17 protein-coding genes are annotated in these 13,922 nt (G+C 63.4%); 3 read left to right on the forward strand and 14 right to left on the reverse strand.

All coding sequences use genetic code 11. The annotated features are described in order from the left end of the window. From NKI88_RS27125 to NKI88_RS27145, 5 genes are all read right to left on the reverse strand, one after another. The gene (locus NKI88_RS27125; RefSeq protein ID WP_023671250.1) at positions 1 to 825 is read right to left on the reverse strand and encodes a carbohydrate ABC transporter permease; all 825 of its coding nucleotides are present in this window, start codon (positions 823 to 825) and stop codon (positions 1 to 3) included. Between the two features lie 11 nt (positions 826 to 836). Continuing rightward, a complete protein-coding gene (locus NKI88_RS27130) occupies positions 837 to 1,709 on the reverse strand; it encodes a carbohydrate ABC transporter permease (protein WP_023711367.1) in 873 nt (290 codons plus the stop codon). Between the two features lie 122 nt (positions 1,710 to 1,831). Continuing rightward, positions 1,832 to 3,142: an ABC transporter substrate-binding protein gene (locus NKI88_RS27135; protein ID WP_023746514.1), complete on the reverse strand. Its 1,311-nt coding sequence runs from the start codon at positions 3,140 to 3,142 to the stop codon at positions 1,832 to 1,834. Between the two features lie 242 nt (positions 3,143 to 3,384). After that, positions 3,385 to 3,726 (reverse strand): hypothetical protein, encoded by a 342-nt coding sequence (locus NKI88_RS27140; protein WP_155923262.1) that lies wholly within the window; start codon positions 3,724 to 3,726, stop codon positions 3,385 to 3,387. Positions 3,727 to 3,837: 111 nt separating this feature from the next. Continuing rightward, on the reverse strand, positions 3,838 to 4,746 hold the full coding sequence (locus NKI88_RS27145) for a LysR substrate-binding domain-containing protein (RefSeq protein ID WP_023671245.1): 909 nt from the start codon (positions 4,744 to 4,746) through the stop codon (positions 3,838 to 3,840). Between the two features lie 110 nt (positions 4,747 to 4,856). On the opposite strand from NKI88_RS27145, the gene NKI88_RS27150 reads away from it, so the two are divergent. Then, positions 4,857 to 5,042: a hypothetical protein gene (locus NKI88_RS27150; RefSeq protein WP_023671244.1), complete on the forward strand. Its 186-nt coding sequence runs from the start codon at positions 4,857 to 4,859 to the stop codon at positions 5,040 to 5,042. A gap of 35 nt (positions 5,043 to 5,077) precedes the next feature. On the opposite strand, the gene NKI88_RS27155 is transcribed toward NKI88_RS27150, so the two are convergent. After that, entirely contained in the window at positions 5,078 to 6,037 is a 960-nt protein-coding gene (locus tag NKI88_RS27155; RefSeq protein WP_023671243.1) for a sugar-binding transcriptional regulator, read from the reverse strand. Positions 6,038 to 6,256: 219 nt separating this feature from the next. On the opposite strand from NKI88_RS27155, the gene NKI88_RS27160 reads away from it, so the two are divergent. Then, entirely contained in the window at positions 6,257 to 6,889 is a 633-nt protein-coding gene (locus tag NKI88_RS27160; protein ID WP_023671242.1) for an HAD family hydrolase, read from the forward strand. 81 nt (positions 6,890 to 6,970) lie between these two features. Here the strand turns inward: NKI88_RS27160 and NKI88_RS27165 are convergent, their stop codons facing one another. The 8 genes from NKI88_RS27165 to ureC form a co-directional block, all read right to left on the reverse strand. Further along, entirely contained in the window at positions 6,971 to 7,738 is a 768-nt protein-coding gene (locus NKI88_RS27165) for a class II aldolase and adducin N-terminal domain-containing protein (RefSeq protein ID WP_352658482.1), read from the reverse strand. Positions 7,739 to 7,865: 127 nt separating this feature from the next. Continuing rightward, a complete protein-coding gene (ureG, locus tag NKI88_RS27170; RefSeq protein ID WP_352658484.1) occupies positions 7,866 to 8,498 on the reverse strand; it encodes an urease accessory protein UreG in 633 nt (210 codons plus the stop codon). A 13-nt stretch (positions 8,499 to 8,511) separates the two neighbouring features. Then, positions 8,512 to 8,952 carry a DUF3995 domain-containing protein gene (locus NKI88_RS27175; protein ID WP_352658486.1) on the reverse strand — a complete coding sequence of 147 codons (441 nt, stop codon included), beginning with the start codon at positions 8,950 to 8,952 and terminating at the stop codon, positions 8,512 to 8,514. Beyond that, on the reverse strand, positions 8,949 to 9,635 hold the full coding sequence (locus NKI88_RS27180) for an urease accessory protein UreF (protein WP_352658488.1): 687 nt from the start codon (positions 9,633 to 9,635) through the stop codon (positions 8,949 to 8,951). Before NKI88_RS27180 ends, NKI88_RS27175 begins: the two co-directional genes overlap by 4 nt. Continuing rightward, the gene (gene ureE / locus NKI88_RS27185) at positions 9,628 to 10,230 is read right to left on the reverse strand and encodes an urease accessory protein UreE (RefSeq protein ID WP_352658490.1); all 603 of its coding nucleotides are present in this window, start codon (positions 10,228 to 10,230) and stop codon (positions 9,628 to 9,630) included. The genes NKI88_RS27180 and ureE overlap by 8 nt, the downstream gene beginning before the upstream one ends. Continuing rightward, the gene (locus NKI88_RS27190) at positions 10,227 to 10,832 is read right to left on the reverse strand and encodes a glutathione S-transferase family protein (RefSeq protein ID WP_352658492.1); all 606 of its coding nucleotides are present in this window, start codon (positions 10,830 to 10,832) and stop codon (positions 10,227 to 10,229) included. The genes ureE and NKI88_RS27190 overlap by 4 nt, the downstream gene beginning before the upstream one ends. A 42-nt stretch (positions 10,833 to 10,874) precedes the next feature. After that, the gene (locus NKI88_RS27195; protein ID WP_023732688.1) at positions 10,875 to 11,468 is read right to left on the reverse strand and encodes a hypothetical protein; all 594 of its coding nucleotides are present in this window, start codon (positions 11,466 to 11,468) and stop codon (positions 10,875 to 10,877) included. Positions 11,469 to 11,560: 92 nt separating this feature from the next. Beyond that, positions 11,561 to 13,273 carry an urease subunit alpha gene (ureC, locus tag NKI88_RS27200; RefSeq protein ID WP_502909498.1) on the reverse strand — a complete coding sequence of 571 codons (1,713 nt, stop codon included), beginning with the start codon at positions 13,271 to 13,273 and terminating at the stop codon, positions 11,561 to 11,563. A 180-nt stretch (positions 13,274 to 13,453) separates the two neighbouring features. Between ureC and NKI88_RS27205 the strand changes: the two genes are divergently transcribed. After that, positions 13,454 to 13,816 (forward strand): hypothetical protein, encoded by a 363-nt coding sequence (locus NKI88_RS27205; RefSeq protein ID WP_023671233.1) that lies wholly within the window; start codon positions 13,454 to 13,456, stop codon positions 13,814 to 13,816. The last annotated feature ends 106 nt before the right edge of the window (positions 13,817 to 13,922 follow it).

Raw genomic sequence — 13,922 nt, forward strand, 5'->3', positions numbered from 1 at the left:
TTATTTTACCGCGCCGAATGTCAGGCCGCGCACCAGCTGCTTCTGGCTGAACCAGCCCATGATCAGGATGGGGGCGATGGCCAGCGTCGAGGCCGCCGAAAGCTTGGCCCAGAACAGGCCTTGCGGGCTTGAGAACGAACTGATGAAGGCCGTCAGCGGCGCCGCCTCGGTGGTGGTCAGGCGGATGGTCCAGAACGCTTCGTTCCATGCCAGGATGATGTTGAGCAGCATGGTCGAGGCGATGCCCGGCACGGCCATGGGGGTCAGCACATAGACGATCTCGCCCCACAGGGTGGCCCCGTCCATGCGTGCCGCCTCCAGGATTTCGCCGGGGATTTCGCGGAAGTAGGTGTAGAGCATCCAGATCACGATCGGCAGGTTGATCAGCATCAGCATGATCATCAGGCCGATGCGGCTGTCGAGCAGTCCGGCATCGCGGAAGATGAGGTAGATCGGGAATAGCACGGCAACCGCCGGCATCATCTTGGTCGAGAGCATCCACATCAGGATGTCCTTGGTCCACTTGCCCGGCGAGAAGGCCATCGACCAGGCGGCCGGAACCGCGACTATCAGGGCCAGGATGGTCGAGCCGACCGAGAGCAGCACCGAGTTGAAGAAGAACTTGAAGTAGCCGCTCTGCGCCTGGACCTCGGTATAGCTCTCGAACGTCCCCGACGGGATCAGCGCGAAGCCCTGGATGGCCTCCTGCTCCGACTTGAACGAGGTGATGATCGTGTAGAGGATCGGGAAGAAGATCAGCAGCGCGACGATCCAGGCGGCGCCTGTCGCAATGACCTTGTGTTGGGTGGTGACTGCACGTGCCATCGTATCCTCCCTTACTTGTCCAGGTTCTTGCCGACCGCGCGCATGGCGAAGAAGGCGACGATGTTGGCGAGAATGACGGCGATGACACCGCCGGCCGATGCCTGGCCGATTTTGAACTCCAGCAATGCCTTCTGGTAGACGAGGAAGGGCAGGTTGGTGGAGGCATAGCCGGGTCCGCCATTGGTGGTGACCAGGATTTCGGCATAGACCGACAGCAGGAAGATGGTCTGGATCAGGATGACGACGGTGATGGCGCGCGACATGTGCGGCAGCGTCAGATAGATGAAGCGGCTGACGAAGCCGGCGCCGTCCATCTCGGCGGCTTCCTTCTGCTCGCCGTCGAGCGACTGCAGGGCGGTCAAAAGGATCAGCGTTGCGAAGGGCAGCCATTGCCAGGCGACGATGATGATGATGGCCAGCATCGGGTGCTGCCCGAACCAGTCGATTGGCTGGGCGCCGAAGAAGCGCGCAATGTCGGCAAAGACGCCGTATTGCGGGTGCATGATCATGTTCTTCCAGACAAGTGCAGCCACCGGCGGCATGACGAAGAACGGAGAGATGACGAGGATGCGCACGATCCCCTGTCCCCACATCGGCTGATCGATCAACAGCGCCAGCATGATGCCGCCGATCACGGTGATCAGCAGCACGCTGCCGACCAGGACGAGCGTGTTCAGGATCGATTGCAGGAATGCCGGGTTGGAATAGAACAGCGAGTAGTTCGAGAACCAGACGAAGCCGTCGCGGATCGGGTTCAGCGGATTGTATTGCTGGAAGGAGAACCAGAAGGTGATGACCAGCGGCACGATCATCCAGACGAACAGCAACACGACGGACGGCGCCATCATGAAGCGGGCAAGCGAACGGGTCTGCTGAGTAGCCATGACGGTCACCCTTCACTAGTCGGACTGAATTTTCACAGCGGGGAAAAAGCGGCCGCCCGAACTGGGACTCGGGCGGCCATCGCCGGTTAGGAGGCGACCGGCGTTCGGCACCGGGAGGAGCCTTACTTGATATAACCGCCTTCGGTCATGGTCGCCGTGGCGGCGTCCTGCGCCTGCTTGAGCGCGTCGTCTACGCTGGTCTGGCCGGCGAGCGCCGCCGAGAACAGCTGGCCAACGGTTGTGCCGAGGCCCTGGAACTCAGGAATGGCGACGAACTGCACACCGACATAGGGCACCGGCTTGACCGTCGGATGCGCCGGATCGGCGGCATTGATCGAGTCCAGCGTCATCTTGGCGAACGGGGCCGCCTTCTGGTACTCGGGATTGGCGTAGAGCGAGGAACGCGTTCCCGGAGGAACGTTGGCCCAGCCTTCCTTGGAAGCGACCAGTTCGGCATAGTGCTTGCTGGTCGCCCATGAGACGAACTTCTGGGCGGATTCCGCCTTCTGCGTGCCTGCGGGGATCGCCAGCGACCATGCCCAGAGCCAGTTGGCGCGCTTGCCGAGGCCATTGTCCGGCGCCAAAGCATAACCGACCTTGTCGGCCACCTTCGAGGCCTTCGGATCCGAGACGAAGGACGCCGCCACGGTGGCGTCGATCCACATGCCGCACTTGCCTTGCTGGAACAGAGCCAGATTCTCGTTGAAGCCGTTGGACGAAGCGCCTTCCGGACCGTCGGCCTTCATCAGGTCGACATAGAACTGCAGTGTGTTCTTCCATTCCGGTTGGTCGAACTGCGGCTTCCAGTTCTCGTCGAACCAGCGGGCGCCAAACGAGTTGGACATGGCCGTCAGGAACGCCGTGTTCTCGCCCCAGCCGGCCTTGCCGCGCAGGCATACGCCGTTCACGCCATTGGCGCGGTCGGTCATCTTGTCGGCCGCCTGCTTGATGAAGTCCCACGTCGGGGCATCGGGCATGGTCAGCCCGGCCTTCTCGATCAGGTCCTTGCGGTACATGACGAAGGAGCTTTCGCCGTAGAAGGGCGCGGCATAGAGCTTGCCGTCGACCGAGAGGCCGCCGGCGATGGCCGGGATGATGTCCTTGGCGTCATAGTCGTCGCCGAGCTTGTCGAGCGGCAACAGCCAGCTCTGCTTGGCCCAGATCGGAACCTCGTAGGTGCCGATCGTCATCACGTCATACTGGCCGCCCTTGGTTGCGATGTCGGTGGTGACGCGCTCGCGCAGCACGTTCTCTTCGAGCGTGACCCAGTTCAGCTGGATGTCGGGGTTCGCCTTGGTGAAGTCGTCCGTCAGCTTTTGCATGCGGACCATGTCGCCATTGTTGACCGTGGCGATGGTGATGGATTCGGCGTGTGCGGCAAAAGCGAAAGCGCTGGCCGACAACAAGCCCAGGGTGAGCGTGCGCAGTTTCATCAAATTCCTCCCATGAACCAAGATGAGCATTTGCCTTGGTAATGGGCAATTACTCACTTGGCATAAATTATGTCAAGCCAGATTCGATGCTGCAGCGCAGCACGCAAGGCGGAGCGCGGCGTTGCGCGCGTAGAGGATATTGAACGGATTTGGGAAGCTGTTTGCAGGGGATGTGAGAGCGCGTTGATGCCGACCCATCGCAACCCAATCGTCGCGCCAGGGGAGCGATAGGGCCGAGTCCATCAGCCGTGGGACGGGTAGCTTCCCACGGAATATTCGAAAACCCTGCCGTCGCGTGTTTGCTTGGCTCTGGTCAGCACTTCCGTCACCTGGATCCAGCTGGGCTCGTCCTTGCGCAGCCTAACTTCCCGGCCGATTGCCTTCACGGCAGCTTGAAACGGCGTAAATGCTTCGATCACCTGCGTCGTGCGCACGGTGTTGTTTTCGATTTCTTCGACGCGATAGACTTTCATCAGCCGGCTGATCGACCCTGTTTCAATCTGCAGACGATTGATCCTGCTCAATTGGGTCGTCACAAGCACAAGCCTATGCCGGGCGAGTGATATCGACAGCGTTTTTGTCAAGCTTGGTTAACCCGGCGGCCTGATCGCAGCTGTTGGTCCGCGAAAGGAGCATTCGTCGCGGATCCATGGCTCGCTTTGCATCTCGGAAATCAATCCGCGAATCGCTCGCCTTCAGGCGCAGGCGATCTCGGCCAGGATCCAGTCGCGGAAGGCCTTTATCTTCGGCACGTTGCGACGCGCCGTCGGGTAGACCAGCCAATAGGCGTGGCCGTCGTCGCCGACCAGGTCGAAGGGCTGGATCAGGCGGCCGGCGGCGAGCTCGGTCTTGAACAATGCGGTGGTCAGGATCGCCACACCATGGCCGGCGATGGCCGCGTTCGCCTCATAGGCCTGCGCGCCCATGCTGGTGCCGGTGCGCCTGGCAAGTTCGTCCGCCGGGACGCCGGCAAGGGCGAACCATTCCCGCCACCAGATGTCGCCGGGATCGAGAATGGGCAGCTTGAACAGGTCGGCGGGTTCGTGGACGCCACCTATGGTGGCAGCGAGTGCCGGGCTCAGCACCGGGGTGAAATCGGCCTTGAACAAAAGATGGGTCTCCACTCCAGGCCACTTGCCGCTGCCGGAGCGGATAGCGATGTCCATGTCCTCGCGGGCAAAATCGATCACCCTGTTCGAGGTATCGACGCGCACCGCCAGCGACGGATGCGCGACCTGGAAGGAGCCGAGGTGCTGCGCCAGCCAGTTCGAGGCAAAGGTCAGCAGCGTCGAGACGCACAGCACACCATCGGCGCCCCCACGCGCGGCGGAATAGGCGCTTGAGAGCAGGCTGAACGCCTCGCTGACGGCGGGCGCCAGGCGCTGGCCGGGTTCCGTCAGCACAATCTGGCGCGGCTGGCGCAGGAACAGCGGCGAACCGATGCGCTCTTCCAGAAGCTTGATCTGGTAGCTGGCGGCGGCCTGCGTCATGCCGAGTTCCTGCGCGGCCTTGGTGAAGGAGAGATGCCGCGCGACGGCTTCGAACACCCTGATGGCCTGCAGCGGCGGCAACTGGGCGAGCTGTGGTGCCTTGAGATCGGGCATAAGCCCTCCTTATGGGTCGTGATCGACGTTTGATTGGCGGCAAGAGCCAATCAGGCCGATATCTGGTGTCAACGATCAATCAAGTTCAAGCATAGCGGAGGCTGAAGATCATGACCACGGTACAGCAAAAGCTCCATTCGACCCCGGCGCAGAGCTGGTTTTCCCTGCTGGTGCATGAATTTTCCCTGCTTGTGCACCGCCGGCGCGGCTACGTCGACGTCCGGGAGTTGTCGCCGCATCTGCAGCGCGACATGGGTTTTCTCGACGGCAACGACCCGTCCGGGCGCTGCAAATAAACGTGTTGGATTTTATCGATGGGCCGCTTAATCTATCAGGAACCGTCGAGCAAGGCCGTGGCGGTCCGCTCGTCGGTGATGAGGCCATTGACCAGCCGGCGGTTCACAGCGGCCAGGATGCCCGGCAATTTGCGCTCGCCCATGGCGAGCGCAATGACCAGCGACTTTTCGCGTGACGGCAAGGCTGCCGACGATACCCGGTCGTTGGTGATGCCCTCGATCATGCGGCCTTCCCGATCGAACACCCAGCCGACGATCTCGGCGACGCCGCCAGCCTTTTGCAACGCCTTCAACTCGCTTTCCGAGATAAAACCGTCCTCGTAGAGCGGCGCCTTCGGGCCGAGATCGCCGATGCCGACAAAGGTGACGTCGGCTTCCGCGGCCAGTGCCAGCGTCGGTTGGATCATCGGCTGGGCAAGCAGCATCTCGCGCTCTTCCGGCGACGAGGCGATGACCGGCAGCGGCATCGGGAACGAACGCGCCTTGACCCGGTCGGCCATGGTGAAGATGACGTTGTAGAAGGCGGCCGAACCGTCGGGCGAGATGTTGCCGGTCAAGGACACAACCTTGTGCTGCGAGCATTCCATCGGCGGCAATTGCTCGATCGCCGCCTTCAGCGTGCGGCCGGTGCCGATGGCCAAGACGATGGGCGTCGGTGACCGCAGCCGCCGCTCGATCTCGGCCGCGGCCGCCTCGGCAATGCCGATCGTGGTCGAGGATGAGGTCGGATCGCTCGGCACCACTTCGACCAGGTCGAGCGCGAAGCGCGACTTCAGTCTAGCTGCGAGATCAAGGCAATTGGCGATCGGGTGATCGACGCGAACCTTGATCAGCCCCTCCGATACCGCCAGCGACACCAGCCGCTGCGCCGTCTGCCGGGAAATGCCGAGCGTGGCGGCGATCTGGTCCTGGGTGTTGCCGGCAACATAATAAAGCCAGCCGGCGCGCGCTGCCTCGTCCAGCCTGCTGCTGCCGCCGTCTTGCCGCGAATTCAAAATGTGCCTCCAGCCCTGCCCCTTTGCCCGCCCTTAGGCGAAGCGTCATAGTCTTGCAGGGAATGTGTCGGCGCGCAATTGTCTATCGGCAGGGCAATTGCTTGCTGCTTCGATCCGGCCGCCGCGCGGCAACCAACCAAGCGAAAATCGCCAGCGGACGGGCTCGGCGGTTTATCTCCTGATACAAACGCTTTAAGGGGATCGGCAAAGGAGCCTCGCATGACGCCGAAAGCGGTTTTCTGGGATATGGACGGCACGCTGGTCGACAGCGAGCCGCTGCATGAGGCGGCCTTGGTGGCGGCGCTGCGCAGCGTCGGTATCACGCCGCCGGCCGACCTGCATGAGCGGGTGCTGGGCGTCGCCGCCGCACCGGTCTACGAGATGCTGCGCAGCGAGTTCGGCCTCGACCTGCCCTTCGACGACTGGATCGTGCGCAAATACGATCACTACATGCCGATGGCCGAGACGCTGAAGCCGCGCCCCGGCGCGATCGAAGTGTTCAACGAATTGCGCGCGCTCGGCGTGCAGCAGGCGGTGGTGTCCAATTCCGACCGGGTGATCGTCGATGCAAATCTGAGCGCCGTCGGCCTGATCTATCCCGGCATGCGCACGATCAGCCGAAACGACGTGCGCGAAGGCAAGCCGCATCCCGAACCGTTCCTGCGCGCCGCATGGCTGGCCGGCGTCGATCCTTCAGACGCGGTGGCCGTCGACGACAGCGTTACCGGCGCCACATCAGGCCTGGCCGCGGGGATGCGGACGATCTTCTGGCCGGAAGCGCCGATGGCAGGACCGAAGGGCGCTGTCGTGATCAACAGTGCGGAAGAGTTGCGGGCTCAGTTGGGACTCTGAGTGAGCCTATGAACGTCGGCGCTGCCCCTCATCCCCCTGCCGGGACCTTCTCCCCGTGAACGGGGAGAAGGGTGAACTCATTCAACTGCGGTACACCGGCTCCTCCTCGTCGAGGATCGCCTTCAGCTCGGCAAGGTGACGCTCCGCCTGGCCGGGATAGTCGTCCATTTCGCTGGCGGTCTTTTCGGCAATGGCGTCGGAGAGCGTGCGCAGCGGACGGCCGGTCCACAGCGCCTTGATGTAGGTCTCGGCGGCACGCTCGAAATAGAACATGCGGTTGAAGGCGTCGGCAACGGTGTCGCCGATGACCATGACGCCGTGATTGCCCATCACCATCACTTTGACCTTCGGGTCGGTGAGCAGTTGCGAGCAGCGCTCGCCTTCCTCCTCGAAGGCCAGCCCGCCATAGTGGGCATCGACGACGTGGCGGTTGAAGAACATGGCCGAGTTCTGGTCGATCGGCGGCAGAGTCGAGTCGGCCAGCGATGCAAGCACAGTGGCATGAATGGAATGCACATGCATGGCGCAGCGCGCATGCGGCACGTTGCGGTGAATGGCGCCGTGCAGGCCCCAGGCGGTAGGGTCAGGGGCGTTGGGACCGGTCAGCGTCTCGGGATCGTTGGCGTCGATTAGCAAAAGTTCGCTCGCCTTGATGCGCGAGAAATGCACCTGGTTGGGGTTCATCAGGAATTTGCTGCCGTCCTCGTTGACCGACAGCGAGAAGTGGTTGGCCACCGCCTCATGCATGTTGAGCCGCGCCGTCCAGCGGAAGGCGGCGGCCAGATCGACGCGCTCCTCATAATAGGGCAGGTTGGTCAGCGTTTCCTTTTGCAGGCGGGCGATGCTCATCCGAAAAACCTCCGTTTTCAAGAGAATGCCGCGCTCAGCCGTGGCCAGCAACCGCAAACTGGTGGGTCAGGCTGTCTCCGCATTGTCCGTTGTCCCAAAACCGCTACGCACTTTTGGGCGACACGCATTAAGCCGCCGAACGGGCCGACTGCAGCCCGCCATGCTCGACGATGAAGTCGATCACCTCCTCCAGGCCTTTTCCGCGCGACAGATCGGTGAAGCCGAACGGGCGCTTGCCGCGCATACGGGCGGCGTCGCTCTCCATGACATCGAGGTTGACGTTCACATAGGGCGCCAGATCGCTCTTGTTGATGACCAGGAAATCGGAACGGGTGATCGCCGGCCCGCCCTTCCTGGGGATTTCCTCGCCCTGGCAAACCGAGATGACATAGAGGGTCAGGTCGGCAAGGTCGGGCGAGAAGGTGGCGGCGAGGTTGTCGCCGCCGGATTCGATGAAGACGATGTCGAGATCGGGGAATTTCCTGTTCAGTCCGGCGATCGCCTGCAAATTGATCGAGGCGTCCTCACGGATGGCGGTGTGCGGGCAGCCGCCGGTCTCCACGCCGACGATGCGGTCCTCAGGCAGCGCCTGCAGGCGAGCCAGCATCATGGCGTCTTCCTTGGTGTAGATGTCGTTGGTGACGACGGCGATGGAGAAATCGTCGCGCAGCGCCTTGCAGAGCTTTTCGGTTAGCGTCGTCTTGCCGGAGCCGACGGGACCGCCGATGCCGATGCGCAGGGGACCGTTGGCCTGAGTCATAGCGAAAAATCCGTCATGCCGGAAACTCCGTGATGGCGAGGATGGCGAAGCTTAGCCCGATCAACAGGCAGAGCGGCGAATAGAAGCTGACATCGAGCCGCGCAAAAGGCTGTTCCGGCGCCAGGCGGCGCCACCACGGCGTGAAGCCGGCGATGCCGCGGCCGAGGAAGACCAGCCCGATGAGCAGCGCTGTGGCGGCAAGGCCTTCCCGTGGAAAGGGGGTGGCGAAGACCCCTGTCAGCGCCAGCGGCCACAGGGTCGCCAGGCACAGGCACGCGGCAACGGCGAAACAGGCAAACGGCGTCGGCATCTCGTCGACGCCGCGAAAGCCGACGACGGCGTGGGCGCAGGAGACGCCGTCCCTGCCCGGCCAGATGCCGCCAAGGCCCCAATAGACATGCAGCGCGGTGATCAGCAGCAGGACGGCCGAGAGGGCGAAGGCGAGGACGATCATGAGCGGAACAGCCTGGAATACTGCGTCTCGTGCTTCATCGCCATGATGTCGGAGATGAAGGCGCAGCCGCCGAGATCGTCCAATGTCGAGCCGGCGGCGCGCGCGGCCGTCGACAACGCCAACGGCTCGAAGCCGGCGAGCAAGGCCATAGCGTCCGTCTGGCCGATGATTCCGAGTCGGATCGCCGCCTGGACGAGGTTGGAGAAGAAGGCCTGCAGGAAGGCCGACATCGCGTCCTGAAGCGCGATGCCGTTGCCGCCTGCAACGGCGCCGACGGCGACACAGTAGGCGCATTCGGCCGGCAGGCGGCCCAACACCGGATTCGCCCACGCCGCTGCCGCTTTCAGGAAGGCGGCGCCTTGCAGCATGGTTTCGGTGTGGCGCTCACGCGAGCCGGCCAGCGCTTCGGCGAGATCGGCAATTTCATGGAGGTCGCCTTCATGGAGGTCGCCGCCGTGGCGGGCGCGGCGCCAGGCTTCCGTGAAGAGCACGGCGTCGTTCCAGCCCGAGCCCATCTCGACCAGCGTCTCCAGCCAGAAGGCGAGGCTGGCGGTATCGGCAACCAGCCCGTCTTGCACGGCGCGTTCGAGACCATGGCTGTAGGCAAAGCCGCCGACGGGAAACGCCGGCGACAGCCACGCCATCAGCCGCAGCAGAGCGATGCCGGATGGCTGGTCAGTCATGGTCGTGATGATGCCCGTCATGGGGATGGCTGTGCAAATGCGACTCGGTGTGTGCGTGGGAACGTCCATCATGGGAATGCGCTTCGGCGTGCGCATGCGCATGGCCATGATCGTGACCATGCGCACCTTGGGCGGAATAGGCGCCGCGCACCGGCTTGAACGGTTCGGAGACTTCGCGCACCGTGGCGCCCAGCCCTTCCAGCATAGCCTTGACGACATGGTCGCGCAAAATCAGGATGCGGCTGGGCTCGATTGCAGCCGCCAGATGCCGGTTGCCGATATGCCAGGCGAGTTCGGTCAGATGCACGGCGTGGCGGGCGCGGATGTCGTAGACCTCTTCGGGTGCCGCGGTGATCTCGACCTGGCCGCCGTCTTCCAAGACCAGCCTGTCGCCATCGTTCAGGGTCACAGGCTCGGGCAGGTCGACCAGCACCTTGCTACCATCAGCAAGCTCGATGGCGCGGCGGCGCAGATGGCGCTCGTCATGGGGCAGGACGGCACGGCCGGATGGGGCCGTGGTTCCGGCAGTGCCGGCAGGCACCACCGAGACGGCGCGCGGGAACTTGGTGAAGTCGGTGTTCAGGTTGAGTTTCATCGCATGGCTCCACCGTTAGCCTGGGCTCTCGCACGGGCAGGCCGCGCCAGGACGCGGTCGAAATACGCGTTGACGCGCTCGGATTCGATCGGAAATTTTCCGGCGCGGGCCCAGCCGCCCATGTCGCCCAACAGCACGTCGACGGCGGAAAACCGGACGCCCAGCGCAAACTCCCGATCCTCCAGCCGGCCGTCGAGCGCCTTGGCCTCCGAGGCGAAATCGTAGGCGGCGGCGGGGCCGACATCGACCCGCACGTCCTTCGGCAAGAGGAAGCGGTGGCGCAGCTTGTTCCACAGCGGCGCTTCGAATTCGCTCTGGGCAAAATGCATCCAGGAATCCATCTCGGCGCGTCCGGCCACACCTGGATTGGCACCCATGCCTTTGTCGGCGTGCTTGTCGGCGAGATAGACGCAGATTGCCGCCGAATCGGTCACCGTCAGTTCGCCATCGATCAGGATCGGCACCTTGCCCGACGGGTTGAGCGCATAGGCTTCGGGCGAACGCAATTTGACCTCGACGAATTCATAGGGCTGCCCGAGTTCCTCGAGCATCCACAGAACGCGGCTGACGCGGGATCCACGCGATCCGATGGCCTTGTACATCGTTGAACCCTCTTTCCTGCGACCCTAAACCATAGCCACTGTTCAGACGATGGTGTCGAAGAGCCGCAGGATGAACGATATTTGGTAAATCAGCGTGCCCACGACGAAGGCGATGTGGAAACGGCGGTCACGCACCAGTATGGCGGCAATGCACAACACCACGAAAACCGGCGTTCGGAACAGATATTCATTGCCGTAGCGGGCGAAATGCTCGGGTCCTTTCAGCAGCGTGTCGACGACATCGAGCAGATAGGTCGTCGCCAGCAGGCCGAAGAACCAGCCGCGACGCGAATAGAAGAAATCCTCATAGCTGGTGTAGTCGAGCATCGAATCCGGAAACAGCAGCGCGCACAGCAGGAACAGCGTGATGGCGTAGAAGATCAGGAACAGGTACTTGCCGAAAGTCCAGACCTCTATGGTGTAGAGGCCGAACTCCCACCACCAGAAATGCACCAGCAGCAACAGCATGGAGGCGACCCAGCCGAGGTGCACGGGATAGAGCCTGTACTGGCCCGGATGCTGAACGATCCGCGCCACCCCCGACAGGAGGCGAGCGACGCCAAGTCCGATCACCATGCCCATGACGATGCGGATATGCGGGAAGATATCGTGGGCGGAGGCTATTTCGGTGGCCATGACCTGCTACGCGGTTTCTTTGAGCCGCATATTGCGGCGGGACCGACCGGGTCGCAACGGAATTTGCCGGGTCGATCAAATCGCCCCTCGCCTCAAAACAGGAAATACCGCTGCGCCATCGGCAGCACGCTTGCCGGCTCGCAGGTCAGTAGCTCGCCATCGGCGCGCACCTCGTAAGTCTCCGGGTCGACTTCGACATGCGGCGTAGCGTCGTTGAGCACCATCGAATGCTTGCCGATGCCGCCGCGGGTGTTTTCCACCGCCACGAACTGCTTGTCGACGCCGAGCCGGCCATGCAGGCCGGACTCCAGCGCGGCCTTTGAAACGAAGGTCACCGACGAGTTGGTCCTAGCCTTGCCATAGGCGCCGAACATCGGGCGGTAGTGCATGGGCTGCGGCGTCGGGATAGAGGCGTTGGGGTCGCCCATCGGGGCAGCGGCGATCATGCCGCCGATCAGCACCATGTCGGGCTTGACGCCGAAAAAGGCTGGGTTCCACAGCACCAGATCGGCGCGCTTGCCGACCGCGATCGAACCGATGTCCCTGGACAGGCCATGCGCGATGGCCGGGTTGATGGTGTATTTGGCGATGTAGCGGCGGACGCGGAAATTGTCGTTGTTGCCGATCTCCTGCGGCAATGACCCGCGCTGGCGCTTCATCTTGTCGGCGGTCTGCCAGGTGCGGATCGCCACCTCGCCGACACGGCCCATTGCCTGCGAGTCCGACGAGATGATCGAGAAGGCGCCGATATCGTGCAGAATGTCTTCCGCCGCGATGGTCTCCTTGCGGATACGGCTTTCGGCAAAGGCGATGTCTTCAGGGATCGATGGCGACAGATGGTGGCAGACCATCAGCATGTCGAGATGCTCGGCCAGCGTGTTGACGGTGTAGGGCCGGGTCGGGTTGGTCGAAGACGGAATGACGTTCGGCAGGCCGCAGACCTTGATGATATCGGGCGCATGGCCGCCGCCGGCACCCTCGGTGTGGAAGGCGTGGATGGTGCGGCCCTTGATGGCGGCGACGGTGTTCTCGACAAAGCCGGATTCGTTCAGCGTGTCGGTGTGGATCATCACCTGCACGTCGTAATCGTCGGCAACCGACAGGCAGCAGTCGATGGCCGCCGGCGTCGTCCCCCAGTCCTCGTGCAGCTTCAGCGAGCAGGCCCCGCCCAGCACCATTTCCTCCAGCGCCGTCGGCAGCGAGGCATTGCCCTTGCCGGACAGGCCGATGTTCATCGGGAAAGCGTCGAAGGACTGGATCATGCGCGCCATGTGCCAGGGTCCCGGCGTGCAGGTGGTGGCCAGCGTGCCATGCGCCGGGCCGGTGCCGCCGCCAAGCATGGTGGTGATGCCCGACATCAGCGCTTCGTCGATCTGCTGCGGGCAGATGAAGTGGATGTGCGCGTCGAAGCCGCCGGCGGTGAGGATCTTGCCCTCGCCCGCGATGATCTCTGTACCGGGGCCGATGATGATGGTGACGCCGTCCTGCGTGTCGGGATTGCCGGCCTTGCCGATCGCCGCGATGCGGCCGTCCCTGAGACCTATATCGGCCTTGAAGATGCCGGCCGTGGCATCGACCACCAGCGCGTTGGTGATGACCGTGTCTACCGCGCCGCCGGCGCGCGACACCTGGCTCTGGCCCATGCCGTCGCGGATGACCTTGCCGCCGCCGAATTTCACCTCCTCGCCATGGACGGTGAGGTCCTTTTCGACCTCGATAAACAGCTCGGTGTCGGCCAGGCGCACTCTGTCGCCGACCGTCGGGCCATACATCTGCGCGTAGGCGGCGCGGGTAATTCTAGCCATCAGTCAATGCTCCCCAAACGAGAGGCCGGCCGCAGCCGAACTCCACATCGTCGCCATCCAATGGTCATGCAATGACCCGCCCGGCGACACCTTCTGATCCCATTTGGCCGTTGAGGTGGCCGTGCCACCCCAAACCGCCCGTTTGCCAAACCCTTGGCCAAATCGATGAAAGGAAAATACATGCGCAAAATCATCGTTCTTGCAGCCGCCGCCACGCTGGCCTCCGCAACCGTAGCCGGCGCCCAGCAGCAGCCCACGCCGCAACCGAAGCCGGCGGCGCCTAGCGCTCAGCCGGCGGCGCCGGCGATCCAGAAGGTCAACATCGTCGATATCAGCGAATTGCCCAAGGCCACCCAGACGCAGGTCAATCAGGTGATTGCCCAGCGTGGCGATGCCGGGCTGCAGAAACTGCGCTCTTCGATCGACGCGACGCCGCAGATCAAGTCGGCGCTCGAAGCCAAGGGGCTCACCTCGGCACAGGTGGTCGCCGCCAGCATGACCACCGATGGCGCGCTGACCCTTGTCACCAAGAAGGCAAGCTGAAAGAAGCGCCTGGCGGGGCCGGCCCCCGCCCCCCCCCCCCCCCGGGACCCTGACCCCGGGGGGTTATAAACAAAACGCCGCCCCCCGCCCCGACTAGATGGAGGGT

Origin of the sequence: Mesorhizobium sp. M0317 (assembly GCF_040321555.1) — a bacterium.
GTDB lineage: Bacteria > Pseudomonadota > Alphaproteobacteria > Rhizobiales > Rhizobiaceae > Mesorhizobium.